22 protein-coding genes are annotated in these 25,657 nt (G+C 64.5%); 10 read left to right on the forward strand and 12 right to left on the reverse strand.

Annotated elements, in window-relative coordinates; all coding sequences use genetic code 11:
* Positions 1 to 259 precede the first annotated feature (259 nt).
* The gene (locus tag ACLIMP_RS14145) at positions 260 to 1,312 is read left to right on the forward strand and encodes an extracellular catalytic domain type 2 short-chain-length polyhydroxyalkanoate depolymerase (protein WP_443477917.1); all 1,053 of its coding nucleotides are present in this window, start codon (positions 260 to 262) and stop codon (positions 1,310 to 1,312) included.
* 23 nt (positions 1,313 to 1,335) lie between these two features.
* Here ACLIMP_RS14145 and ACLIMP_RS14150 read toward each other — a convergent pair whose 3' ends face one another.
* Together ACLIMP_RS14150 and ACLIMP_RS14155 are read right to left on the reverse strand one after the other, a co-directional pair.
* Entirely contained in the window at positions 1,336 to 1,830 is a 495-nt protein-coding gene (locus ACLIMP_RS14150; protein WP_324696252.1) for a DUF192 domain-containing protein, read from the reverse strand.
* The gene (locus ACLIMP_RS14155) at positions 1,831 to 2,376 is read right to left on the reverse strand and encodes a regulatory protein RecX (RefSeq protein WP_324696254.1); all 546 of its coding nucleotides are present in this window, start codon (positions 2,374 to 2,376) and stop codon (positions 1,831 to 1,833) included.
* Positions 2,377 to 2,525: 149 nt separating this feature from the next.
* Here ACLIMP_RS14155 and ACLIMP_RS14160 point away from each other — a divergent pair, with 149 nt between their 5' ends.
* Positions 2,526 to 4,286 carry a fatty acyl-AMP ligase gene (locus tag ACLIMP_RS14160; protein ID WP_185996936.1) on the forward strand — a complete coding sequence of 587 codons (1,761 nt, stop codon included), beginning with the start codon at positions 2,526 to 2,528 and terminating at the stop codon, positions 4,284 to 4,286.
* 71 nt (positions 4,287 to 4,357) lie between these two features.
* Here ACLIMP_RS14160 and ACLIMP_RS14165 read toward each other — a convergent pair whose 3' ends face one another.
* The 5 genes from ACLIMP_RS14165 to ACLIMP_RS14185 all read right to left on the reverse strand — a co-directional run bounded on the left by ACLIMP_RS14165 (position 4,358) and on the right by ACLIMP_RS14185 (position 9,139).
* A complete protein-coding gene (locus tag ACLIMP_RS14165; protein ID WP_324696257.1) occupies positions 4,358 to 5,626 on the reverse strand; it encodes an MFS transporter in 1,269 nt (422 codons plus the stop codon).
* Positions 5,627 to 5,708: 82 nt separating this feature from the next.
* Positions 5,709 to 6,170 carry a DUF2721 domain-containing protein gene (locus ACLIMP_RS14170; protein WP_231635469.1) on the reverse strand — a complete coding sequence of 154 codons (462 nt, stop codon included), beginning with the start codon at positions 6,168 to 6,170 and terminating at the stop codon, positions 5,709 to 5,711.
* Between the two features lie 3 nt (positions 6,171 to 6,173).
* On the reverse strand, positions 6,174 to 6,989 hold the full coding sequence (locus tag ACLIMP_RS14175; RefSeq protein ID WP_324696261.1) for a class I mannose-6-phosphate isomerase: 816 nt from the start codon (positions 6,987 to 6,989) through the stop codon (positions 6,174 to 6,176).
* A gap of 10 nt (positions 6,990 to 6,999) precedes the next feature.
* Positions 7,000 to 8,046, reverse strand: coding sequence for a mannose-1-phosphate guanylyltransferase (locus tag ACLIMP_RS14180; RefSeq protein ID WP_324696262.1), 1,047 nt, complete (start codon positions 8,044 to 8,046; stop codon positions 7,000 to 7,002).
* Between the two features lie 265 nt (positions 8,047 to 8,311).
* Positions 8,312 to 9,139: a TonB family protein gene (locus ACLIMP_RS14185; RefSeq protein WP_324696264.1), complete on the reverse strand. Its 828-nt coding sequence runs from the start codon at positions 9,137 to 9,139 to the stop codon at positions 8,312 to 8,314.
* Between the two features lie 79 nt (positions 9,140 to 9,218).
* Between ACLIMP_RS14185 and ACLIMP_RS14190 the strand changes: the two genes are divergently transcribed.
* Both ACLIMP_RS14190 and ACLIMP_RS14195 read left to right on the forward strand, forming a co-directional pair.
* Positions 9,219 to 9,986 (forward strand): dienelactone hydrolase family protein, encoded by a 768-nt coding sequence (locus ACLIMP_RS14190; RefSeq protein ID WP_054436781.1) that lies wholly within the window; start codon positions 9,219 to 9,221, stop codon positions 9,984 to 9,986.
* A 361-nt stretch (positions 9,987 to 10,347) separates the two neighbouring features.
* On the forward strand, positions 10,348 to 12,999 hold the full coding sequence (locus tag ACLIMP_RS14195) for a TonB-dependent receptor (RefSeq protein ID WP_185996931.1): 2,652 nt from the start codon (positions 10,348 to 10,350) through the stop codon (positions 12,997 to 12,999).
* A 52-nt stretch (positions 13,000 to 13,051) separates the two neighbouring features.
* Here the strand turns inward: ACLIMP_RS14195 and ACLIMP_RS14200 are convergent, their stop codons facing one another.
* Entirely contained in the window at positions 13,052 to 14,119 is a 1,068-nt protein-coding gene (locus ACLIMP_RS14200; protein WP_324696267.1) for a phosphotransferase, read from the reverse strand.
* A 148-nt stretch (positions 14,120 to 14,267) separates the two neighbouring features.
* On the opposite strand from ACLIMP_RS14200, the gene ACLIMP_RS14205 reads away from it, so the two are divergent.
* The 4 genes from ACLIMP_RS14205 (at position 14,268) to ACLIMP_RS14220 (ending at position 18,363) form a co-directional block, all read left to right on the forward strand.
* Entirely contained in the window at positions 14,268 to 15,479 is a 1,212-nt protein-coding gene (locus tag ACLIMP_RS14205; protein WP_324696269.1) for a CaiB/BaiF CoA transferase family protein, read from the forward strand.
* Entirely contained in the window at positions 15,479 to 15,880 is a 402-nt protein-coding gene (locus ACLIMP_RS14210; protein WP_054436790.1) for a Zn-ribbon domain-containing OB-fold protein, read from the forward strand. The genes ACLIMP_RS14205 and ACLIMP_RS14210 overlap by 1 nt, the downstream gene beginning before the upstream one ends.
* The gene (locus ACLIMP_RS14215) at positions 15,877 to 17,061 is read left to right on the forward strand and encodes a thiolase family protein (protein WP_324696272.1); all 1,185 of its coding nucleotides are present in this window, start codon (positions 15,877 to 15,879) and stop codon (positions 17,059 to 17,061) included. The genes ACLIMP_RS14210 and ACLIMP_RS14215 overlap by 4 nt, the downstream gene beginning before the upstream one ends.
* 90 nt (positions 17,062 to 17,151) lie before the next feature.
* Positions 17,152 to 18,363 (forward strand): amidohydrolase family protein, encoded by a 1,212-nt coding sequence (locus tag ACLIMP_RS14220; protein WP_324696274.1) that lies wholly within the window; start codon positions 17,152 to 17,154, stop codon positions 18,361 to 18,363.
* A gap of 50 nt (positions 18,364 to 18,413) precedes the next feature.
* Here ACLIMP_RS14220 and ACLIMP_RS14225 read toward each other — a convergent pair whose 3' ends face one another.
* The 4 genes from ACLIMP_RS14225 to ACLIMP_RS14240 form a co-directional block, all read right to left on the reverse strand.
* A complete protein-coding gene (locus tag ACLIMP_RS14225; protein WP_443477918.1) occupies positions 18,414 to 19,463 on the reverse strand; it encodes a phosphotransferase family protein in 1,050 nt (349 codons plus the stop codon).
* A gap of 132 nt (positions 19,464 to 19,595) precedes the next feature.
* Positions 19,596 to 20,432: an IclR family transcriptional regulator gene (locus ACLIMP_RS14230; protein ID WP_443477919.1), complete on the reverse strand. Its 837-nt coding sequence runs from the start codon at positions 20,430 to 20,432 to the stop codon at positions 19,596 to 19,598.
* A 62-nt stretch (positions 20,433 to 20,494) separates the two neighbouring features.
* The gene (locus tag ACLIMP_RS14235; protein WP_324696280.1) at positions 20,495 to 22,048 is read right to left on the reverse strand and encodes a class I adenylate-forming enzyme family protein; all 1,554 of its coding nucleotides are present in this window, start codon (positions 22,046 to 22,048) and stop codon (positions 20,495 to 20,497) included.
* A gap of 141 nt (positions 22,049 to 22,189) precedes the next feature.
* Positions 22,190 to 23,587 (reverse strand): helix-turn-helix domain-containing protein, encoded by a 1,398-nt coding sequence (locus ACLIMP_RS14240; RefSeq protein ID WP_443477920.1) that lies wholly within the window; start codon positions 23,585 to 23,587, stop codon positions 22,190 to 22,192.
* A 144-nt stretch (positions 23,588 to 23,731) separates the two neighbouring features.
* Here ACLIMP_RS14240 and ACLIMP_RS14245 point away from each other — a divergent pair, with 144 nt between their 5' ends.
* Together ACLIMP_RS14245 and ACLIMP_RS14250 are read left to right on the forward strand one after the other, a co-directional pair.
* Positions 23,732 to 25,324, forward strand: a complete 1,593-nt coding sequence (locus tag ACLIMP_RS14245; protein ID WP_324696284.1) for an isocitrate lyase — start codon at positions 23,732 to 23,734, stop codon at positions 25,322 to 25,324.
* A 101-nt stretch (positions 25,325 to 25,425) separates the two neighbouring features.
* Positions 25,426 to 25,596 (forward strand): hypothetical protein, encoded by a 171-nt coding sequence (locus ACLIMP_RS14250; RefSeq protein WP_165913302.1) that lies wholly within the window; start codon positions 25,426 to 25,428, stop codon positions 25,594 to 25,596.
* Positions 25,597 to 25,657: the final 61 nt, after the last annotated feature.

The following is a 25,657-nucleotide window of genomic DNA, read 5'->3' on the forward strand; positions in this document are numbered from 1 at the left end:
GCGGCGCGTTAGCGCTGTTCGCAGCGGATGCCAAGCGTGTTGAAAGCGGACACCGGGCATATTCGCTCCATCCGCGCGAGACATGCCCAAAACAGCCATACGAGCTTCCGCCATTCGGCAGTACCTCCGTTTCCGATACGACCCGGCCGCCTCAAGGCTGGACATGTGGCAAGCCGGGGAACACCGTGCCTTCGGGAGAAATGCCGAAGGCTGCGTTTGATCGATATCGAAGCGCCATATCGAACAGGGGAATGTTCGCATGCCTCCATGGTCACTCTTCCGGATTGTCCTTTGCGCTCTTGTGCTTGCGACTTTCGCACCAGCACATGCCGGCCTTGCGGCAGCCCGCACGCCGCCGCCACTCACCCAACTGCCGAAGCTGGGTGCCGATTCGGCAAGAACCTCGGTCTCGGGCCTGTCCTCGGGCGGGTTCATGGCCGTGCAGTACGCCGTGACCTATTCGGCAAGCACCATCGGCGCCGGCATCGTTGCTGGCGGGCCTTACGGCTGCGGCCTCATGGGGCTGGCAGCCACCCTGCCCTGCATGAAGGGTACACCTTCCGGAAGCGGAAGCTATTGGGCCGCAAACTGGTATCAGGGATTGGGCGCAATCGATCCGATCGCCCACATCGCCCGGCAGCGCATCTACCTTTTCCATGGCACTGCCGACAGCATCGTGGGCTCGGCAACGATGAAGGCCGTGCACGATTTCTACACCGACCTGCATGTCCCGCCGGCCAATCTCGCCTACATCGCAGACTTGCCCGCCGGGCACGCATTTCTGTCCATCGCCCTGGGCGGGGCCTGCGATGCCAATGCAGATCCCTACGTCAATCGCTGCAAGGTGGACGACAAGCCTTACGATCAGCCCGGCGCAATCCTCACGCAGATACTCGGCCAGGCTCTGAGCGCGCGCGCCGAAACGCTCTCCGGCAAAGTGCGCAGCTTCGACCAGCGTCCCTACCTGAGCCCGTTCAGCGCTATGGCCGACACCGGCTACCTCTACGTCCCCGCCGGATGTCGGAAATCCGGCGCGAAGTGCGCGGTACATGTCGTATTCCACGGGTGCGGTCAGGCCGCGAAATATGTGGGTGACGATGTCTACGGCCAACTCGGCTTCAATAACTGGGCGGATACCAACGGGCTGATCGTGCTCTACCCTCAGGTCGAGAAGAGCCAGCCCCTGCCGTTCAACCCGATGGGCTGCTGGGACTGGTGGGGCTATACCGGGTCAACCGCCTTTGCCACGCGCTATGGCCCGCAGCTCAGTTCGGTTCGTGCCATGGTCGAGCGATTGGGCGGGGAAGACTGACCCCTGCCCCGCCGTCCGCTGCCCTACCAGCGCATCTCATCGCCCGGCTTGATACCCAGTTGCGCCGCACGTCCGCCATTAAGTTCGAGAACGCCGATCGCCACGCCCTTCGCCGGCAGCGGGGTTTCATCGTAGGGCACCGCATTCGCCGCAATATTGAGGATGCGGTGATCTGTCCCGATGAAGATGATATCGAGCGGGATCACTGTGTTTCGCATCCAGAAAGCGGCACGGCGCGGCGTCTGCTCCGGAAAAATCATGCCCTCGTCAGCCCCCATTTGCGTGCGGAACATCAGCCCTTTGGCCTGCTCCGCTTCGCTGCGCGCCACTTCGACCATGAACGTGTGCGTTCTGCCGCCCGACTGCACCTTGAGCGGGACCACCGGCAAACCTGATTCGGAATGAACCGCGGGCTTGCCCGACGCCTGACCGGCCGCCACCTTGTCATCGCCCTGAGAGCATCCCGTAGCCGCCATCAGGCCGGCCAACGCGAAAACGAAGCAACGGGTCAGGCGCACTCAATAGTCTCCGCAGTCAGATTCGGCCCATTGTTCGGCCGCTTCAGGATCGTCGGCTTCTACGACCCTGCGGGCAATGTCGAGCCGGTGGCCGGCCCGCAGCATCGCCGCGATATGCTTTTCCCGCGTAGGCCGATCTGGCAAATCCCGCGCGAAGGGCCCCAGCCGCCGCCGCCGCGCCAGCACCACCGCCGCCTGACGCTCCGCCGCGGCATCGGGCCGCATCTCGTCGCGCAGTTCCTCACCAAGACCGGCCTGGCCGAGCGCTTCGCCCACACGCCGCGCCCCATAACCGCGCCTCAGCAGGCTTCCCGCCTTCATCCGCGCCCAGCCGGCATCGTCAACATAACCCAGTTCCACGTAGCGCGCGATCAGCCGGTCGATATCGGGCCGTTCCTCCTCGTCCCAGCCACGCTCATGCAGCTTGCGCTGGAGATAATCGCGTAACTTGCCTTGCGTAGTGGCGAAACGCGCGACATAGGCCAGCGCCAATTCTTCCAGGCGGGGTCCCGTAAGGGGCTGTGGATTGTGACGCTTGGCGGACATCTTGCCCTATTCGTGCCACAGTCGGCTCGGAATGGGGAGAGCGCGCGGAACTTGGCATGTGGAACAGCTATCTCCGGTTCATGTAACGCCGGTTAGAAGCGCCCGGTTCCGATAAGATAAACGTTATAACAACAACGGGTTAGAACGAAATGAACGACACCATCAACATGGTGCCGCAAACGAGCGAAGCACTTGTCGCCACCCCCAACAGGGACGCGCTTGCCCGCCGGTTTGCCGATTTCGACACCTTCTGCGATGCGCTCGACTATGCGGCGCAGGGCCAGCGTGGATTCAATTTTCATGACCCGCGCGGCACGCTGAAGCAGGTCTATCCGTATAGCGCGCTGCGCGAGGATTCGATCAAGGTCGCCCATGCGCTGGTCGCTCGCGGCGTGAAACCGGGTGAACGCGTGGCGCTCATCGCCGAAACCGGCTCCGATTTCGCAGCACTGTTCTGCGGCGTGGTCTACTCTGGCGCCTGGCCGGTGCCGCTCCCGCTGCCGACCAGCTTCGGCGGCAAGGACAACTATATCGAGCAGTTGGCCGTCCAGCTTTCCAGCTCGGACCCGATCCTGCTCGTCGGCCCCGACGAGATCGCCGAGATGACCGCGAAAGCGGCCGAACGCCAGGGTTGCGGCCACGCCACCTGGGCTGACTTCGCGGGCAAGGACGCCCCCGAAGTCGAACTGCCCAAGGCCAGCCCGGACGATATCTGCTACCTCCAGTATTCGAGCGGCTCGACCCGCTTCCCGCACGGCGTCGCGGTCACGCATCGTTCGCTCATGTCGAACCTTGCCGCGCACAGCCACGGCATGGAACTGGCCGAGAACGACCGCTGCATCTCGTGGCTGCCCTGGTACCATGACATGGGGCTGGTCGGCTGCTTCCTCTCGCTGATCGCCAACCAGGTCTCGGGCGACTACCTCAAGACCGAGGACTTCGCCCGCCGTCCCCTGGCCTGGCTCGACCTCATCACCCGCAACGAAGGCACCTCGATCTCGTACTCGCCGACGTTCGGCTACGACATCTGCGCACGCCGCATTTCCAGCCAGAGCCATGTCGACGACCGCTTCGACCTGTCGCGCTGGCGGCTGGCCGGCAACGGCGCCGACATGATCCGCCCGGACGTCATGCAGAACTTCGTCAACGCCTTCGCCGATGCGGGCTTCAAGGCCTCTGCCTTCCTGCCCAGCTACGGCCTTGCCGAAGCGACGCTGGCCGTCACCATCATGCCCCCGGGCGAAGGTATCCGCGTCGAACTGGTCGAGGAAGAACGCCTCTCCGGTAGCCCGCGCGACCTCAGCCGCCCGGCCCGCTACCGCGCCATCGTCAATTGCGGGAAGCCCGTGCTCGACATGGAAGTGGTGATCCGGGGCGAGAACGGTGCGAGCCTTGCGGACCACAAGATCGGCAAGGTCTGGTGCCGCGGCACCAGCGTCATGCATTCCTACTTCCGCGATCCCGAAGCGACCGAGGCCTGCCTTGTCGACGGATGGCTCGACACCGGCGATATGGGCTACATGGCGAACGGCTATCTGTTCATCGTCGGCCGCGCCAAGGACATGATCATCATCAATGGCAAGAACCACTGGCCCCAGGACATCGAATGGGCCGTGGAACAGCTGCCGGGCTTCAACCATGGCGACATCGCGGCCTTCTCGGTGGAAATGGACAATGGCGAGGAAGCTCCCGCCGTCCTCGTGCACTGCCGCGTCTCCGATCCGGTAAAGCGCATCGAACTGCGCGACCTGATCCGCGACAAGGTGCGTTCGATCACCGGCATGAACTGCGTGGTCGAACTGGTGCCCCCCAAGAGCCTGCCGCGTACCAGCTCGGGCAAGCTCAGCCGCGCCAAGGCCAAGAAGCTCTACCTTTCGGGCGAGATCGAACCGTTCAAGCTCGCCGCCTGAACCGCGGAACCTGAATGGAATACGGGCCGGAAAGCTACACGCTTTTCCGGCCCGTTTCGTTTTCGGGTGGCTCAGGCGATCGCTTCGTCCACGGGCTCAGCGCTATCCCAGCGCGGGTAGGCCGGCAGCGTCACCAGCAGCCCGCCGCCGAGAATGCAGCCGATCGTCCCGGCCCACAGGAACGGACCATATCCTCCCGAATAGTCGTAGATCGCGCCCGCTATCAGCGGCCCTAGACCCGAGGCGAGCGCAACGATGGCGGACATCATTCCATATATCGCGCCAAAACTGCGCATGCCGGCATAGCCCGCCGTCAGATAGGCGCAGATCTGCATCTTGGTGCCGGCGGCATAGCCATTGACCAGCAAGGCGAATACGATCGCTGCCGTCGATCCCATCGCCACGGTCAGCAGGAAGAAGGTCACGGCCGTCACCCCCATGGTCAGGCCGCCGATCCAGTTGGGCCGGAACCTGTCAAGCAGAGCGCCCGTCGCCAGCTTGCCGATGATCCCGGCAACGCCCGTCAGCGAACTGAGCCAGGCTGCATTGGTCCGGCTCATCCCCGATTCGGTAAGGATCGGAAAAAGATGGATCCCCAGACCCATGGTCAGCAACATGACCACGAACGTCGAGATCGCCACTTGCCATAGCGGACGGCTGCGTAGGGCCTCCTTGCGGGTCAGGCCCGGAAGATGGGCACCGCCACGCGAAACGCCCGTCTCGCCCCGCCTGGCCGCGCGGTCATGCGCATCGTAAAGGAAAAGCACACAGAGCAGCAGCGACAGCCCGCCCCAGCCCAGCCCGAACCACACGAACGCCCCGCGCCATCCCACTTCGTCAATCAGGAAATTGCCGAGCGGCGGCACGATCGCCTGCGCCAGCGCGGTGCCGGCAACGGTAAAGCCCAGCGCGAGCCCCCTCCCCTTGTCGAACACACTGGCAACCGCAGCGGTCCAGATCGTGGACTTGATGCTGGTAAGGAGCACGCCGAACACCAGCCAGAGCGCGATCCACTGCACTTTCGATCCATTCGCAAATGCGAAGGTGCAAGTTGCCGCCATGACGGCAACGAGGCCCGGCAGGGCCAGCTTTCGCGATCCCAGCTTGTCGATCAGGACACCGTAGAACGGCGAGAGAATTGCAGTGATGAAAGTCGCCAGTCCTGGCCCGGCGGATAGCAGGGAGCGGCTCCAACCGAATTCCTTCGACAGCGGCTCCATGAACAGGCCCGTCCCCGCCAGCAGCACGGACAGGAACGAAAATCCGATCGACGAGGCAAGTACGAGCGTCCAGCCCGACTTCCATTCCCCGGCCTGCCCTGGCACGCGCGGCTTGTTCATGGCAATTCTCTCCCTCGGCGCAGAAGCCTAAAGGGAAAGCGAAAATCACCAACCGCAGGGACGATACCCGCGAGAGCGCAGATCAGATGGTGCGATGCAGTTCCAGATAGTCGCGCGGGATGCTGAGCGCCTGAGCGGCGACCTGCGTTTCATGCAGAAACAGCACCAGCGCCACGAGCAAAAGCACGATCGAGGCCAGAAAGATCACCGCGGCCAGCCCATGGAGATCGAGCCCGGCCAGCCCTTGCAGGAAGAGGATCGCCACGGTCGTGCCGATCGCCAGGGCCGACAGCACCATGAAGCGGATGGCTTTGGTGATGATCGTGATGCGCCTGTCGACAAGGCGAATCTCCAGCACGACCATGTCATGCTCGGCGCCCTGCGTTTCGTTATGGAGCTGCTGCAAGGTCCGCGCACGATCGACCACCCGGCCGAGGCGCGTCGAGAGGATATTCAGAATATTGCCGATCGCCACGAGGACGAACACCGGCGTCAGGGCCAACTGGATGGTCTGGACGATCATGGTGTCCTGTATGGCAAACACGCCTCAGACTGCACAGGCCCTGGCCAGCAGACAGACGCCGTTTTCCGCAAATTCGACGTCCTCCAGCGCGGCTGCCAAGCCGCAGCCGCCCGGCCCTATGGCCTCGCCCGCAACCCTGACAGTGCCTTCGCGCGGGATGACCAGCAAGGCGTCGGGATAACGGCCGGCGATTTCGGCCGAAGGGCGCCCTTCAACCTGGTCGAGCAGGAATAGGGGACCATCTACCAGGGTTTCAGTGGCATGCGCCGCCACCCGCTTGTGCCATTTCGCCAGATCGTAAACTTCGCCCTTCGAGACGGCCATGCCTTCTTCAAGGTGAAGTTCGCGCGGCCGGCCATAGTCGTAGAGGCGGTAAGTGATGTCGCTGTTCTGCTGCACCTCGATCAGGCTGACGCCGATACCGATGGCGTGAACTGTGTTGGCGGGAATATAGAAGAAATCCCCCGGCACGACCTCGTGCCAGGTCATCAATCCCTCGATCGAACCGTCAAGCGCAGCTTCGCGCATGTCCTCCTCGCTGATCGGCGCGTTGAAACCGATCCCCAGCGTGGCGCCGGGCTCTGCGGCGAGGATGAACCAGCATTCTTCCTTGCCCTGCCTGCCGATCCCCTTGGCGAGCGTCTGCGCGTCGCTCGGGTGGACCTGCACCGATAGCTTCTCGCTCGTGAAAATGTACTTCACAAGAAGGTCCGGCAGCGCGGCAGGCGGTTCGAACCAGATCTCGCCAATGCGCTTCCCCTCCGGCGCCTTGAACGGCGCGGGCAGGACATCCTTACCCCAGGGCTTTTCAACCTGGCGGATAGGCAGCGCAGCATTCATCGACTTGTCCTTACTGGTTGACGGCACCGGATAGCTTGCCGACCTTTTGCACACCTTGGACGGTGGTGACCAGTATGTCGTTTCCATCGACGACGACGACGACGTTTTCGAGGCCGATGACCGAGACGCGCGGGCCGTCGCTGTCGACCAGGACATTGCGGCAATCCACCAGTTCCGCCTCACCCGCGCCGCGCGCCGCGTTGCCGTCGGCGTCGCGATCGAGCGCTTCGTGCAGGGCGTGCCAGTTGCCGATGTCCGACCACTCCATGTCGGCCGGCACCAGCGCCGCGCGGCGGGTGTTTTCCATCACCGCATAGTCCACCGAATCGCTTTCCACTTCGGCGAAAGTCGCCGCGTCGGGATGGAAGCGGTGGCCGTCGAGCGTGCCTTTCGCCACGGCCTCGCGCACCTTGGCGGCGATCTGCGGGCGGTGCTCGGCGAGTTCGGCCATGAAATCGCTCACCCGGAAAGCGAAGATGCCTCCGTTCCAGGCGTAATTGCCCTCAGCCAGGAAGGCGCGGGCACGTTCGAGGTCGGGCTTCTCGACGAACTGGGCCGTGCGGAAACCGGGCGTGCCCTCGATCGCCTCGCCGCGCCTGAGGTAGCCGAAGCCGGTTTCCGGCGCGGTCGCCTCGATGCCGAAGGACACCAGCCAGCCGTCCCTGGCGAGCGCGGCGGCAGCAGCCGCGGCACGGGCGAACACGTCCGGGCGGCCGATATGGTGGTCGCTCGGGCAGACCAGCATCACCGCGTCATCCGGCAGGCGGCAGGCGGCCAGCGCGATGGCGGCAGCGGTGTTGCGCGCGGCCGGCTCGACGATCACCGAGGCGCCTTCCTGTCCATGAAGCTGCGCCTCGACATGTTCGAGGTGCTGCCGTCCCGTCACCACCACCGGCGCCGCGAAACCCAGATCCGGCGGGCAGCGCGACACCGTCGCCTCGAACAGCGTGCTCTCTCCCACCAACGGCAGGAAAGGCTTGGGCTTGGCAACGCGGCTGCGCGGCCAAAGCCGCGTGCCGCTGCCTCCGCACAGAATAACTGGAACGATCTGGGACATGGGGCTCGATGAAGGGGCCAAATCGGCGTCATTGGGCGCGTTAATGGTAGCACCTTCCATCAATGCAACGGAGTCGATCAGGTTCGATTTCATCCAAAGCTCCTGCCGGGGCAACATCTCTTTCGGGCAGAGGCTGCCCTGCCTTCGCTCGGTTAGTCCGATCCGGGGCTTCCGGAGATCCAGATCAGCTAAAGGATGACGAGTTGCCTCGCGAGGATCGACACCACCATATCGGATCAACGCGGCGAGGCAGCCGGAAGATCCCTCACCCGGCATCCCTCAGGAACCAGCGCTGGCGCCATCCGAATTCCGCTTCCACCGGCTTGCCGGCAGCATCGCGGGCCGGACGGAAACGAAACCGCTCGGCAGCAAGCAGGCACGTGATGCGATCGGCTTCGTCATCCGGGCTGGCCCTGATGACGCGGCAGCCCTTCACACGTCCATCCACCCCCACCTTCAAGGACACGATGACTTCCGAGCCCAATCGCAAATCACGGCTCCGGCGGGGATAATCGCGCGCCGAATTGATATCGCCGCCGATCTTGACCGGCCCCGAGGCTGCTCCGCCTCCCCCTCGCCCGGAGCCGCCCGTGCCGGCCCCCGTGCCTGTTCCTTGACCGGACGCCCCGGTTCCGTCTCCCTGATCCCGCGCGCCGGACGCATTTTCCGTCCCTTTCCCCACGACTTGTGGCGCTTGCGTGGGCCTGATGGCAATGACCGCCCTGGGCACGGCGACGGCGCGCGGCGCGGCCCGCTTTCCCGGGCTCCCTGCGCCGCCTTCCGCGGCCGGAGCCACCGGCGTCACCGCCAGCGTGGGTTCAGGGCGAGGTTCCGGTGAAGGCCGGGGCGGGTCGAGCGGGATGTCGAAGGCCTGCGTCACTCTACCCGCGATCGAAGCGGCGATCTCCGGGGTAAAGGCCCTGATCAGCACCGCGATCGCCGCAAGATGAAGGATCGTCACCAGCGCTATCGCGCCAAGACGCGCCTTGCGCGCCGGTTTCAGATCGGCCCCGGTCATGCCTTCGAATGCCACGCCGCCGCCATCCCTGGCAATGTCCGGCTGTGCTTTGACATGACCACTGATTGAAGCCATTCTCGATTTGCGAACATAAATTCACCAATTCGACGCGATTCGAAAACGAGGGTGAAACGCGCGAGGAGAGAGCGAACCGATGACCGGCTTCGAACCACTGCCATGCATTCATGACGGCACGCGCTTGTCGGGCCGCCTCGCACGGCCGCAAGGCCGATGGAACGGCGCCGCCGTCCTGATGTTTCCAGGCGCAACCGGCCCCGGCCCCAGCTTCGACCGCGCGATCCGGGAACTGGCGGCAATGGGCTATCTGGTGGTGAGCGCGGACATGTACGAGGCAGGTGCCGACCTCTCTTCGCGAGAAGCCGCAGGCGCGCAGTTCGCAGCCCTCATGGCCGCCCCGGGATTATTGCGGGACCGCACCGTCGCATGGTTCCGGCACGTTCGCGGGCTCGACGGTGTCGACCCCGAACGCATCGCCGCGATCGGCTACTGCTTCGGCGGGAAATGCGTGCTCGAACTGGCACGCAGCGGAGAGCCGGTAAGGGCAATATCCAGCTTCCACGGCCTGCTGGCCACCGATGCGCCTGCCCAGCCGGATACGATCCAGGCCGAAATCTCGATCTGGACCGGCGGAGAAGACCCTTATGTCCCGCAAGAAGATGTCGAGGCCCTGCAAGCAGAACTCGGTGCCGCCCGCGCCCGCTATCAGGTCACGCGCTTTGCGAAAGCCAGGCACGCCTTCACCGATCCCGATCATGATGGCTTCGGACCCGGTATCGCCTATGACCGAATAGCACACAGAATTGCCTGGATGGGCACTCTTGGGCTGCTAGCCGAAACGGTCGGCGAAGATGCGCCATCAAATGTTACCTTACAGCAACGAATACCCGAAAAAGCGCGCTGACCCGCTACAGGAGAGAATTGCGCAAGTTCTCTTCGAGGCATATTTTCCATCCCGTGCCCGGTCTGAAAGCCGGCACGGACGAAAGAACGAAAACATAAGAGAGGTCTCGGCCATCTGCGCAAAATCAACGCGGGCGGGACTTTTGGGATTGAGAAGCAAAGACCTGTGAAGCCGAATACGGCTCGGGATTTGGGAGGGACGGCACCTGGGGAATTACGGGATCACGCCCAGTTCGGGTCGTAATTCCGCACCTTTATCCAACCCTGGACAACCGCAGTAACTCACGGACCGGCAATGACCGGCTACCCGGCGTTCAATTCGGCGACAACTGAGAACACAGTTTCCGGAGGAGAGGACGAACATGGTTGCAAGGAATTTCAGGGCAGCGCTGATGGCTGGCGCTGCGCTTGGCGGCACCACGGCGGCAATGCCGGCGCTGGCGCAGAGTTCGCCGACCATCAATCCGGGCGAGATCATCGTGACGGCTCGCCGCACGGAAGAGCGCCTGCAAGACGTTCCCATATCCATCACCGTGTTCAACCAGGAGCAGCTCAACAATCGGAACGTGGTGAGCGCCAGCGACCTTGCGACGAGCACGCCTTCGCTTTCGGCGAACAACAATTTCGGCTCGCAGAACTCGTCCTTCGCGATCCGCGGCTTCGTGCAGGAAATCGGCACCGCACCGGCCGTGGGCGTCTACTTCGCCGACGTGGTTTCCCCGCGCGGCGCATCGAACGGCCTTCCGTCAGGCGACGGCGCCGGTCCTGGCGCCTACTTCGATCTCCAGAACGTCCAGGTCCTCAAAGGCCCGCAAGGCACGTTGTTCGGTCGGAACACCACGGGCGGCGCGATCCTGCTGGTGCCGCAGAAGCCCACCGATGTGCTGGAGGGCTACGTCCAGGGCTCGATCGGCAATTACGACATGCGCCGCGTCCAGGCCGTCTTGAACGTTCCACTGGCCGAGACGTTCAAGGTTCGCCTCGGCGTCGACCGCATGAAGCGCGACGGCTACCTGAAGAACAACAGCGGCGTTGGGCCGAAGGACTTCAACGATGTCGACTACCTGTCCGCGCGCCTCAGCGTGGTTGCCGAACTGACGCCAGATCTGGAGAACTACACGATCGCGACGTACAGCCGGTCTGACACGCATGGTGACGCGCAGAAGCTCATTGCGGCCGACGCCGCCTATTCGCTGGGCCATTTCGCCGCCGAACAGCTCGATCCCGACAGTCCGAACTATCAGGGCGGCGGCTTCTACGACTTCGCGCAGGACCTTCCGAACGCCCGCTCCCTGTTGACGACATGGCAGATCATCAACACCACGACCTGGCACGCCAGCGACACGCTGACGGTGAAGAACATCGTGAGCTATGGCGAACTGCGCGACCTGTTCAACAATCCGATCTTCGGCACCGCCTTCGAAAGCCCCGCCATCGCTCCGATCGGCCTGCCGAGCTATCGCTTCGGCTTCGCCAGCAGCCAGTCGCTTCCCGGCCATCGCACTGCCGACGAATCGACCTTCACCGAAGAGTTCCAGCTCCAGGGCCGCAGCACGGACGACAAGCTGAACTGGCAGGCCGGCGCCTATCTGGAATCGGTGCGTCCGCTCGACGTGGTCGGGTCCAAGTCACCGGTCATCCAGTCCTGCGCCGGGCCGGAGCAAGTGGCAGCCAGCGAATGCTACGACATCCTGGGCTATCTGGGCGCGATCACCCCGGTGTTTTCCGGCGGCGCCTTCGACCCCACCTCTCACGCAGGCGCGATCAACACCACGGCGGGCCGGACCTCGTTCCACGACGTCGGCCTTTACGCGCAGGCAACTTACAAGCTGAGCGACCAGTTCAAGATCACCGGCGGCTTCCGCTACACCTGGGATCGCGAAAAGAACACCAGCGTCCAGACCACCACGATTACCGGCTATCCGCTGAGCTTCCCCGGATTCCAGCCGATCCCGGCAGGCCCCCTCGCCACGTTCTGCACTTATCCCGATGCGCCCGTGCAGGATCCCGGCGCGATCGACGGCTGCCGCCGCGATATCAAGCAGAAATCCAAGGCGCCGACCTGGCTGATCGATATCGACTATACCCCCACGACCGACGTTCTGATCTACGCCAAATATGCCCGTGGCTACCGCACCGGTGGCATCGCACCGAACGTGACCTCGGCCTTTGCCGTGTTCGAGCCCGAGAAAGTCGATGCCTACGAAATCGGCGCCAAGACCGGCTGGCACGGTTCCATGCCGGGCACGTTCAATGTCGCCGGTTTCTATAACGACTTCCAGAACCAGCAGCTCCAGCTCGGCTTCAACGCCAACCCCTGCCAGTCGGTCGACGCCAACGGCAACTGCGTGGCGGCGCCGGTTTCGCCCACGGCTGCGCCGGTCAATGCCGGCAAGTCGCGTATCTGGGGCGTCGAAGTGGAAGCCTCGTTCAATCCGTTCGCGGGGCTGCTGCTTCAGGTGGGCTATACCTACCTGAACACGAGACTGACCTCGATCGACACCTTCTCGCTGGAACCCGGGTCTCCCTATGTGCTGGCCGGGGCCTATACCAAGGGCGATCCACTGGCGCTTTCGCCCAGGAACAAGGTCACGATAACCGGCACCTACACGCTGCCGCTGCCGGAATCCGTGGGTGCGGTCTCGTTCGGTGCCACATTCACGCACACCGACAGCATGTTCGGCAATCCGTCCAACCGCTTCTACTTCGGCTGCAACGGCACGGCCAATACCTACATGCCCAACTGTCAGACCGGCGCGGTCTCCGACCCTGCCACGGTCGCCTATATCCAGAGCCTCAGCCGCATCCAGAGCACGGACCTGCTCAACCTGAACTTCAACTGGAACAATATCGCGGGAGCCCCGGTCGATCTTGCCCTCTTCGCCACCAATGTTACCAAGGAGAAGTACTACAACTTCTACCCCGGCCTCGTATCCGGCACCGGCTTCGAGACCGCATCGGTCGGCGCACCGCGCATGTACGGGATGAGCCTCAAGTACCACTTCGGAATGTAAGAGACCCGGCAGGGCCGCGCCTTCACCGGCGTGGCCCTTCCGCTTTCGGCAGTCAGATCCCCAGCAGGGCATGGCTTTCATGGCGAGTAACCGCCTTGCCAAGGCGATCGACGAAAGTGGCGATGATCGGCGGATCGACGCGGCGGGTGATCGCCCAGAGATAATAGCCGTAGATCGCCGCTTCGCGGTACTGCCGCCACGCCTCCTCGTCGCCGGGCATTGCCAGGCCGTGGCCACGCATCATCGAGAGATATTCACCGAGCAGCCTGCGCTCCTCGGCTTCGGCAACATCCACGCAGAGCACCGCATTGACGTGATAGGCCACGTCCAGCGCCCAGCCGCCGCGTTGAAGCAGTTGCCAGTCGATCAGGCCCACCCCCCCGCCAAGGCGGAAGACGTTTCCGGCATGGGCATCACCATGGACGAGGAATTGCGGGCACTGTCCATCGCGGGCCGCCAGCGCCCGGATTCCCGCGATCAGGCGCGGTGCGCTGCGGACTTGCCGGGAAAGACCGTCGCCGCGCGGTCCGTCCAGCAGCTCCTGGAGCGTTTCCGGTGTAACGTAGGTCATCTCCGCCAGTTGCGAAACGCGCGGGCGGATCCAGTCTGCCCCTTCCAGCAGGTCGCTGCGCGCGTGAAGCTGTGCGAGTTGCCCCAGACTGAGCACCGCGTCATCGGCACTGAAACTATCCAGAGCGGAACAGAACGTCGCGCCCTGTCCGATCAGGTCGAGCATCACCGTCACCGCCTGCCTGCCCCCCCGGTCGATCACCGTCGCCACGCAGTCAGGCACGGTGAGATCGACGGTCGGCGCGATCCGTCCGTAGAAGTCAGCCTCCAGAACACAGGTCGGTCCGCCGCGTGCGGTCGTCTCGTCCACGTCGAGCAGGCCCTTGAGACAGAACGCGCCGCTCTCCCCGCCCTCGAAAGTGACGGTGAACCGTACCTTGGTCGCGACCGTGCGGATCACTTCGACGGTCTCGACCCCGGATACCACCCTCCCGCCCGAGAACCCGGCGAGCACCGTGGTCAACCAGGCAGGATCGAGCGCCTCCGCGAGTGTGCGGGGAACATGGGCGCTAATCTGCTGCGGCCTCTTCCGAATGGCGGCTTCCGGCATGTCTGTTCTCCCGTGGCCGGTTCCGTCCGGCTTGTACAATTCTCTATTTCGGTACATAATTCGCAATAGAGAATTTATCGTGCCCGCGCAAATAGTCCCGAATGACCGGGAAAGCTGCGGAAATTCGCGAGATGGAGAAGGATCGCCGATGGGCAGGCCGCTGGAAGGCATCAAGGTCGTGGAGGTCGCGATGTGGGCATTCGTGCCGGCTTGCGGCGGCATGCTGGCCGATCTCGGCGCGGACGTCATCAAGGTCGAACCACCCAGCGGAGACCCCTTGCGCGGCCTCACGATCGGCTCGCTATCGGGCAAAGGCACGATCGACTATTCCTGGGAGAGCTACAACCGGGGGAAGCGCTCCGTCACCCTGGATCTCAAGCAGGAGGCGGGCCGCGCCGTGCTGGATCGCCTGCTCGCCGATGCCGACGTGTTCCTCACCAACCTGCTGCCTCCGGCCCGGCGCGCCATGGGGATCGATGCGGAAACGCTGCGCCGCACGTTCTCGAACCTGATCTACGCCAGCGGCAGCGCACTCGGCCCCAACGGCCCTGAAAGCGACCGTGGAGGCTACGACGCGATCACTTTCTGGGCACGCGGCGGCATCGCATCCTCGCTCACCGCGGATGAGGCGCCGCATCCGGTCGGCCCGCCCGGCCCGGCCTTCGGCGATACCTTGTCCGCTGCCATGCTCGCCGGCGGGATCTGCGCCGCCATAGCCCGCCGCGCGATGACCGGCGAGGCAGGCGAAGTCGATGTTTCCCTGCTGGCCGCCGCCATGTGGTCGCAGCAGCGGCTGATCTGCCAGGCCACTGCCGACGGGGTGCGGAAGTTCCCGCGCCCCGATGCGGCCCACCCGCACAATGTACTGGTCGCCAACTACCGCACCCGCGACGGCCGCTTCCTTGCGCTGTGCATGTTGCAGGCGGATCGCTACTGGGCCCGCTTCTGCGAGGTTTCGGGCCGCCCCGACCTTGCCGCCGACCCGCGCTTTACCGATGCCGAGGCCCGGCGCCGGAATCTTGCCGCCTGTCATGCCGAAGTGACCTCCCTGTTCGCCTCGAAAACGCTCGCGGAGTGGAAGCAGATCCTCGCCCGGCAGGACGGCCAATGGGATGTGGTGCAGGATGTCGGCGAACTGGCGCAGGACGAACAGGTTCGCGCCAATCGCTATCTCAAGGCGGTGCACTGCGCGGACGGCAGCACGATCCCGATGGTTTCGGTGCCGATGCTGTTCGAAGGCGAGGCCTTGCCCTCTGACCGCTCGCCCGAACTCGGCGCGGACAGCGACACCGTGCTTGCCGCACTGGGCTACAGCGAAGACGAAATCATCGACCTGAAGGTGCAGGGCGTGGTGTTCTGATGTTGCCCCGCAAACTGCCCATGCTGGAACCGGAAAGCGCCTTCTTCTGGACATCGGGCCAAGACGGAAAGCTGCGTATACAGCACTGCCTCGCCTGCGGGACATGGCAGCACCCTCCCCTGCCCCGGTGCGCCCAGTGCGGCAGCGAGGATGTCTCGCCGGAACCGGTTTCAGGCAGAGGCGTGCTGGCCAGCTTCACGATCAACAACGAACCATGGCTGCCCGGCCTCGAAGTGCCCTTCGTGTTCTGTGCAATCGAACTGCCCGAGCAACGCGGGCTCTACGTTTTCAGCAACCTTCTTGCCGACGTGGCGACCGCTCGCATCGGACTTCCTGTCACGGTCGTGTTCCAACGACACGAGGATATCTGGCTGCCCTTGTTCACACCCGAGACCGCATGACCCTGCTTCCCGAAAAACACGTCTGCGTGACCGGCGCCGCCCTATCGGAGATCGCACGTCCATCCGGGCGAACCGCGCTGCAACTGACCGCCGACGCCTGTCTCGCCGCCATCGCCGACGCCGGCCTTTCCCCGCGCGAGATCGACGGCATCGCCACCTATCCCGGCAAGTCATCCGAAGGCGGCGGGATCGCGCCGGTCAGCCCATCCGAGGCCGCTGCCGTACTGGGGATCGCTCCACGCTGGATTCTCGCTTCCTCGGAAGGCTTCAGCCACATGGCGCCGATCTTCAACGCGATCACCGCCATCGCCTGCGGCCTTGCGCGCCATGTCGTCATTTTCCGCACCGTGGCTCAGGCGAGCGCGCGGCAGCACGCCCGCGGCTCCACGCTGATGGCGGCCAGCCGGGAGCGCGTCGATGGCAACAATGCCTGGACGGTACCCTTCAACGCCCTCTCGCCGGTCAACACTTTCGCGCTTTACGCCCAGGCCTACTTCGAACGCTACGGCGCGGCGGCAGAGGAACTCGGCGCCATCGCCGTCAACGCCCGCGCGAACGCCGCGCACAATCCTTCCGCGATCTACCGCGAACCCATCACTCTGGACCAGTACATGGCCGCCCGCGTGATATCCTCGCCGCTGCGGCTGTTCGACTGCGACGCGCACGTCGACGGCGCCACCGCGCTGGTGCTGTCCCACCGGGATGCCGCCAAAGACCTGCTGAACCCGCCCCTCCATATCGAAGCCATGGGCATGGCCGTGGGCGGCCTCTGGACCGGACAGCACGAAGGCGACTTCACCCAGCTGCCCGCCGCCCGCCGCGCCGGAGACATGCTGTGGTCCCGTACCGACCTGAAGCCCCGCGAGATGGACTGCGCGCAGATGTACGACGGGTTTTCCATCTTCGTCTGGCTCTGGATGGAAGCGCTCGGCCTCGTTCCCCGCGGCGAGGCCTGCCGCTTCACACGCGGCGGCGAACGTATCGCGATCGGGGGGGAACTGCCGCTGAACACCGGCGGGGGCCAACTCTCCGCCGGACGGCTTCACGGATATGGCCACATTCATGAGGCAACCGTCCAGCTCTGGGGACGCGGTGGCGGCAGGCAGGTGCCCGGCGCCAGAACCGCAATCGTCTCGAACGGGGGCTATGGATACGGCGCGATGATCCTGCGGCGCGACTGATCGTATCAGCCGGACCGAGTCGCCCAATTGACTAGACAGTTCTTAATTGCGATCATTTGTTCGGTATTGCGAATAAAAAGGAATCGGGAGATGAGCGAAGCCGATCTGGCACTGAAACCGGCCCCGGAAGGCGCCCAAGCCGCATCCTGGCCCTATGGCCCGATCTTCGATGCCGACGCGCATATCGATCCCCCCCACGACATGTGGAAGGACTACCTTCCTGCGCGGCTCAAGGACCGCGCGCCCTTCATCGAGCACGCCGAGGACGGCGACTACATCTGCTTCGAAGGCAACCGCCGTCCCTTCATGATGATAAACAACCAGGCCGGGCGGGAAGGCAGGAACTTCAAGATGAAGGGCCGCCTCGCCGATCAGCGCAAGGTCTGGGAACCCACAACGCGGCTGGCCGACATGGACGCGGACGGCATGGGCGCCGCCCTGCTGTTCGGCGGCGGGCCGCTCGGCTCGTTCGACAACGAACTCTACGTCGCCAGCTACGAAGCCTATCAGAACTGGGTTCTGGACTTCTGCGCCGCCGCACCGGACCGGCTCTATCCAGTGGGCTACGTGCCGATGCGCGATGTCGGCGAAACCGTTGCCCACGTCCGCCGCCTTGCGGCCAAGGGCTTTCGCGCCATCAACCTGCCTGCCTTCCCCCAGAACCCCGAAGCCTGGAACACCAGTTCCGGCGTCGCCGCGCTCAAACCGGGGCAGGTCTCCGCGCTTACCGGCGATCCGAAGGGAAGCCTGCAATATTACCAGCCGGAGTTCGATCGCCTCTGGTCAGCGATCTGCGATCACGATCTCGTCGTCACGTTTCACCTGGGTGCCCGGGTGCCGCGCTTCGGTGAGAAGCAGTTCTTCCTGCCCGACATGCCGATGAGCAAGCTGGCCATGGCCGAACCGCTCGGCATCCTGATCTACAACGGCGTGTTCGACCGTTTCCCATCCCTTCGCATAGGCTCGATGGAAAGCGGTGTCGGCTGGTTCGCATGGTACGCCGAATACAACGACCGCACCTGGGAAAAGCAGCGCTTCTGGACGGAATCCCCGCTCAAGAACCCGCCGAGCTGGTACATGGACCGCAACGTCTACGGTTCCTTCATCCAGGACCGCGCCGGTATTCTGAACCGGGACCTGCCGGGCGGCCGCAACATCATGTGGTCATCGGACTATCCGCACTCGGAAACCACCTTCCCCCGCTCGCGCGAGGTTATCCTGCGTGACTTCGAGGGCGTGCCGGAGGCGGATGTACGGGCGATCATCCATGACAATTGCCGGCGGATGTTGGGGCTGACGTAACGAAAGCAGGGGCGGTGAGCGCAGCGGGCGCTCCCCCTTCGCCAGCGCCCTCACCCCACCTTCAATCTCGCAGCCATCGCCGAAGCATCCATCATCGGCGAACCGCGCAGATGGCCAAGCCGGATACCCGTGCACGTCATCTTGAACTTCGCAAAGTCCTCATACCATTCAAGTTCGGCGGCAGACTTTCCGGTCAGTTCCTCCCACAGCGCGACTGTTTCCTCACGGCTGCCCATGCCTTCCAGCGGAGCCCCGTGGGCCGAGCGCGGACCATGCATCGTTTCCGCCAGTACGCAGAACCACGCGAGGTCATGAAGAGCCCCGCCAAGCGAGGGCTGTTCCCAGTCCATCACCGCCACCACGTCGAAATCCTTATCGAACATCATGTTGCCGACCCGCGCATCGCCCCAGACGAGGCCCTCGGGCTGATTATCCGGCCAGAGCGAGCGAAGGCGCGCCAGCGCCGCGTCGAGCACGGGCAGCGGCTCGACCTGTTGCAACCAGCGCGCGAAGCGATTGTACTTGGCCCATTCCTGATCGAGCCCGCGCGGCGCGTCCGGCTGCCCGGCAAGGAAATCGAGAGAGCCGAGCGGAACCGCCTGCACCGCAGCAAGCTGCCCCACTGCATTGCGCCAGAGCACGCGGCGCTGCGCGGGGCTCGCATCCCGCAGCCACCCTTCACGGGCATAGGGCGGGACCGAAACCGGCACCCGCCCGACCTTCCTCTCCATCACGAAGAACGGATTGCCGAGCAGCGCCGGGTCAGGCTCGAACCAGAGCGGCCGGGCGACGCGAACCTGTCCGTCATCGGCCAGGACTTGCATGACCCGGTACTGCTCGTCGAACAGGTCGTCGGGAAAGACCGTGAAAGCGCGCGGCTTGATACGGACCACGCAGCCCTGCCGGCGTTCGGCACCCTGTTCGCGCCAGCAGGCATCGAACAGGACCGTCTCATGGCTTTGCCCGGCCCCGCGCGGATAGGCGACATCGCGGATTTCGACATCTGCCGCCTGCGGCATGCGCGCACCGAGCCAGCGCGCGAGCGTCACCGCCAGTTGTTCGAGATTCCGGGTCTCCGGCGCGACGATCACGTCCGACATCCAGTCCTACTCCCACCTGCATTCACGATTGTTCGATATCGCGAATTTATTTTCGGTATTTGTAAGATGCCGCACGGATGCGGTCAAGCGAGGCGAGCCTCGCCTGAAAGGAAAGCCGCGTGGAGCGGGGTGTCAGTCGGTTTCGGGATGTCCGATCAGGAAGCGCGAAATGCGGGTGCAGGCTTCGGCGAGCGCATCGCCCGCCCTGCGGATTTCCACACCGGTCATGGGGCCGTTGAATCCGGCCAGCACCAGCGAGATCGAGACCTTGTCCCTCGCTTCGTAGATCGGCGCCATGATCGCCATCAACGGATAATTGCGCGCATCGTCCAAAGCGGTTTCAGGCAGGACTGGCGGATCTTCCAGGTTGGTGACGATCGCGTTTTCGCCCGGGATACTGTCCGGCCGGCGGGTCAGCGCGATGAAGCCGTGCTCGCGCACGAAGGCCATGCCGCCGGCAAGCTGCTCGATCTGCTCGGCCGTGGGGGACGGGTTTATCCGTGCCTGGGCGGCGTCCGCGTCACGCGGGCTGCGCGCGTAGAACGCCGTTGCCTGCACCCAGCGCAGCGGCATCCGCGTACCCAGCGGAACCGGATATCCCACATGGCTCACCGAAGCGGCACGCTCGCGCAAGTGGATCACATCGCCTTCGAGGAAATAGGCGCCGCAGACGACATCGAAATCGTCCGCCAGCTTGCGCATCTCCGGCTGGACTACCTGTAGCGGCGAGAAATGCTCGGCGGCGGTACGGCCGATCGCCGCCAGCGCCGGGCCCAGCACGTAAGTCTTGTCGCTGGTACGATAGAGGTAGCCCACGTCGACAAGGCCGGTCAGCAAGGCGTGACAGGTCGCGCGGCTGAGCTTGAGCGCGCGGACGAGATCGGTCAGCGCGAAGGCCTGCCCCGGATGGTCGGCGATGAAATTCAGGATGGCGGCCATGCGGGCGACGCCGGGAGAGGAACGCGACATGGGCACTTTCGCTATTTCGAATTCGTCGGGTATGCCCTGCACCGATCTTCGTCAATAGCGCCCTACCCCTGCCGCCGGAGCCGTTCCGCCACGACCCGCGCGATCTCCCGCCGGGCCACCTTGTTGGAATGGAGCAGCGGCACGTCCTCACGCGCCATTTCCACCCAAGCACGGGGCACCTTGTAGCCGGAAAGGCTGGCGCGCATCCTTGCTTCGATGGCGGCAAAGTCCAGCACCGCCCCCTCGCGCGGAACCACCGCCGCCGCCAGCAGCGTTCCGCGCTCCCGGTCCGGCAGGCCGACGACATAGGCGCTGTGCACTCCGCCAAGCGCCTGAAGCTCCATCTCGACTTCGGCGGGAGAAACATTGGAGCCGGACACCTTTATCATGTCCCCACCCCGCCCGACGAAATGAATGCGGCGCCCGTCGGCATGATCCTCGACCAGGCACATGTCCCCCGTGCGCAAGTAACCATCGGCGGTATAGTGATCGGCGCGCTCTATCTTGTGCAGGGCGGGTGCAACCGCGAGCCCGCGCACCTGCATCTCGCCCACTTCGCCGTCACCTACGGAATTGCCCTCCTCATCGGCTATGCGGATGTCGTAGCCGGGGGCGAAATGGTCCATCGGCGCGCAGACGGGGCGGCCGGGCACGCGGAATTCATCCCCCCAGCCGTATGGCCCCAGAGTCTCGCTCATGCCGAGGCCCCACCAGGGTTGCGGCCCCCGGATGCGTTCCAGATCCTCCTCGGCCAGTACGCTCCCCATGGCGAAGCGGCTGTTGCTGAGCGTGCGTTCGGTACAGACCGTTACCGCACCCACTTCCCAGTTCGGCACCAGCGAAAGCATCAGCCCGCCAACCCAGAACATCGGCAATTGCGCGGCGCGTTGCTCGCCCGCCTTGATTCCCAGCATTCCCGCCAGCCAATGGCCACGCGCCATGACCGCTCCATGGAGGTGGCGCACGCCCTTGGGCAGGGCCATCGATCCGGACGTGTAGATCTCGATCATCTGGTCGGTCGGATGAACTTCGCTCTCGACCGCCCTGAGCAGGTCTTCGCTCACGCCAGTCCCGGCCTCGATCAGCCAGGCCGTCGGCGCGATAGCCTCGTGAAGCGCCTCTCCATCGGAAACGATCCAGCGCAAATAGGGAATGCGGGGGATGAGCAGCGCCCCTGCCACCTGCCCATCCAGTTCGGGAACCGCCTCGGCCAATCGCGCCGCCATATCCTTGCCCAACATCTCGCGCTGGACCACCAGGCCCTGCACGTCGGACTGGCGCAGTACGCGGACCAGTTCATTGGCGCGGATCATGGTGCTGATCGGAACGGCGACGGCGCCGATCCGCGCTATCGCGGCCAAGGTAACGGCAAACCCCGGTCCATTGCCGAATATGAAACCAACGCGCGTACCCTTGCCCACCCCGCGCGCCAGCAAACCCTTCGCAAGGGCCGCTGAATCGCGGTCTAGACCGGTGAACGTGGCGCTATCGACACCGGACTCGGTTTCGAGGGTGATGGCGCATGTCCCGCCATGGGCATGAGCGGCCGACCGGATCAGTTCCGGGAAAGTGCGGGCCTTGCCCGGCGCATCTTCCGCGCACGCTTCGCTGGTCACTGCCCGATCATCCTCTCGCTGGGGTCATGCCCTGTCGAGAGCGATCCTGCGGCTTGCGGCAGGGCTGGGCAAGTTACCGGCAAAGGGCATCGCCCCTGCGTCATTCCCTATATGAGAATATACGTTCACTATCGCGAATTTTTAGCTTTCGGCAAAAGTGTAGGGCTGCGCCGCGCGGCGGTAGTCGTCGGCCAATACGTCCCGCCCGATCGGCGGCACCGAACGGGCGGCGCATTCCGCGCGCTGGCAGAGGCGGCAAGTCACCCCGATAGGCGTTCCCGCCACGGTCCCACCCTTCACACCTGCCGCATAGACAAGCTTGTCCGCCTCGTCCGCCGCACAGGCAAGCGCCACGGCGCGTGTCACCCTGGCGCGCCCATATCGCCCCTCGCCAAACGTCACCGTGCGCGCGATCGAGAAGAAGCGCTGCCCGTCCGGCAGTTCGAGCCACTGGGTGCGTATCTCTCCCGGCCAGCGGAATACCTGATGTACCGACCACAGGGGGCAGCCGCCGCCATGCGCCGCGAAAGGGAAGCCTGCGCCGTCCAGCCGCTTTGAGACATTGCCGGCCTCATCCACGCGAAGGAAGAAGAACGGCACCCGTTCCTCTCCCGGCCGATGGAGTGTGGTCAGTCGGTGCGCGACCTGCTCGAAACTGGCACCGAACAGGGCGCCGAGCGCATCGATATCGTAACCGCGCGCCTCTGCGGCACGGGCAAACCGGCCGTAAGGCATGAGGATCGCCGCCGCCGCGTAACCGGCCAGCGCGCGCCGCACGAGCGTGGCGGTCGTGGTCTGCGCAAAAGCCGCAGCGCGCACGACCGACACGATATCGCTGCGCATGGCGGTATGAGCGATGTGCGTGGCGATCTGGAACGCCCGGCTGGCGGGGCCAAGCGTGTCGTCGATCAGGAGTTGCTGGTTATGACGGTCGAACCGCCGCAGGGAATCGACCATGACATCCGGCGGCAGGAAGCGCACCCGCACGCCTTTTGCGCCCAGCCATGCCGCAGCCCCTCCCGCCTGCTCGATTTCGGCAGCCAACTCTTCGGCACGAACATCCAGCGCATGAAAATAGTTGCGAGACTGGCCAAGGAAGCGCTGCGCTTCGCGAACGGGCTCGCTTTCCTCCGCCGCCGGGCCGGATGCGCGTTGCTCCGCCAGCGCCTGGCTTTCGCGGGAATAGGCGCCGTGCAGGCGCAGCAGCGCTTCGGAAATGCCGGGGAAACTCATCGCAAGGTCGGCGATCTCCAGCGGCGGCAGGTCAATATCCGCGAACAAGGGATCGCGCAGCACCTCGCCCACGCGGCGGGCGTAGTCCTCACCGTCGTCTCCGGCGATGTCGGCCATGTCGAGCCGGTAGGTCCGCGCAAGGCGCAGCAGCATGTCCGCCGTAACGGGCCGCTGGTTGCGTTCCAGCAGTGCGACGTAGCTGGGCGAAATCTCCAGATCGTCGGCCATGGCCTGCTGCGTCAGCCCCAGTTCGCGGCGCAGGCGGCGCAGTCGGGGACCGAGATAAAGAGGGCGCGATTCAGCCATGACGGCAATCTTGTCATGCCCACACATCTTTACAAGGAATATCTGTAAAGTTTGACAACCGGACTTCGCCGCGCGTTTCGCACTGCACAAATGCCGCCTAACTCAAGGTCATCGCCCAAACACTTTCGACGGGGACTTTTGGCAGTGACCTACCAGAGCAAGATCAGCGAAGCCGGCCAGACCATCGGCACCGAGCCCACCTGGAACGGCATCGAACCGGAATCGGTCGCACGCATGCGTCTGCAGAACCGCTTCCAGACCGGCCTCGACATCGCCCGCCATACCGCGCGCATCATGCGCGAGGACATGGCCGCCTATGACGCCGATCCTGCCCGCTACACCCAGTCGCTGGGTTGCTGGCACGGATTCATCGGCCAGCAGAAGATGATCTCCATCAAGAAGCACTTCGGCACGACCAAGGGCCGCTACCTCTACCTGTCGGGCTGGATGGTCGCGGCGCTGCGCAGCGAGTTCGGCCCCCTGCCCGACCAGTCGATGCACGAGAAGACATCGGTTCCGGCGCTGGTCGAGGAACTCTACACCTTCCTGCGCCAGGCCGATGCCCGCGAGCTTGGCATGATGTTCCGCGATCTGGACAAGGCGCGAGACGCCGGAGACGAAGTCGAGGCCAAGCGGATCGAACATGCGATCGACAGCCACGAAACCCACGTCGTGCCGATCGTCGCCGATATCGATGCGGGCTTCGGCAATGCCGAGGCGACCTACCTGCTCGCCAGGAAGTTCATCGAGGCGGGCGCCTGCTGCATCCAGATCGAAAACCAGGTCTCGGACGAGAAGCAGTGCGGCCATCAGGACGGCAAGGTCACCGTTCCGCATGAGGACTTCATCGCGAAGATCCGCGCGGTTCGTTACGCCTTCATGGAACTGGGCGTGGACGAAGGGCTTATCGTGGCACGGACCGACTCGCTGGGTGCGGGGCTGACCAAGCAGATCGCCTTTACCCGCGAGGCAGGCGACATCGGCGACCGGTACAACAGCTTCCTCGATTGCGAGGAGGTTTCGCCTGATACGCTTGGCCACGGCGAAGTCCTCATCAGCCGCGACGGCAAGTTGATGAAGCCCCGGCGCCTGCCCAGCAATCTCTACCAGTTCCGCCCCGGGACCGGCGAGGATCGCTGCGTGCTCGATTGCATCGAATCCCTCAGGAACGGCGCAGACCTGCTGTGGATCGAAACCGAAAAGCCGCACATCGGCCAGATCGGCGGAATGGTCAGCCGCATCCGTGAGGTGATCCCGAATGCCAAGCTGGTCTACAACAATTCGCCCAGCTTCAACTGGACCCTCAACTTCCGCCAGCAGGTCTACGATGCCTGGGAAGCGGAAGGGCGTGACACCGGCGCCTATGACCGGGCAAAGCTGATGAGCGTGGACTACGACGGCACCGAACTGGGCCAAGAAGCAGACGAGCGCATCCGCACCTTCCAGAAGGACGCGGCGCGCGAGGCGGGGATCTTCCACCACCTCATCACCCTGCCGACCTACCACACCGCCGCCCTGTCGACCGACAATCTGGCGAAGGAGTACTTCGGCGAGGCGGGCATGCTCGGCTACGTCAAGGGCGTGCAGCGTCAGGAGATCCGCCAGGGCATCGCCTGCGTGAAGCACCAGAACATGGCCGGCTCCGACATCGGCGATGACCACAAGGAATACTTCGCCGGCGAGGCGGCCCTCAAGGCCGGCGGCACGCACAACACGATGAACCAGTTCGCTGCCTGAGGCAGCGGAGGGAACCAGTTCGCTCTGAGGCAGCGGGCGAACCAGTTCGCGGCCTCAGGCCCTTGGGGAAGATCCCCGCATAGCAAGGAAAGGAAGGTACTATGACCACCATGACCACCGAACCGGCCCGCGCCCGCGCGGTGCTTTCGAACCAGGACTTCAAGCTGCTTCAGGAAGCCGTGCTGTTCTACATGCGTGCACACGAGGACGATCCGGTCTCGTCGACTTATTCGAACCTCTACCACCGCCTCGGAACCGCGGGTCGGCGCTGAGCCAGTGAAATCCGCAAGGGAACGCCGGCATCGATAACGCCGGCGACCCGCGCGACCGGCC

The organism is Novosphingobium aeonii (genome assembly GCF_052279045.1).
Lineage (GTDB): Bacteria > Pseudomonadota > Alphaproteobacteria > Sphingomonadales > Sphingomonadaceae > Novosphingobium.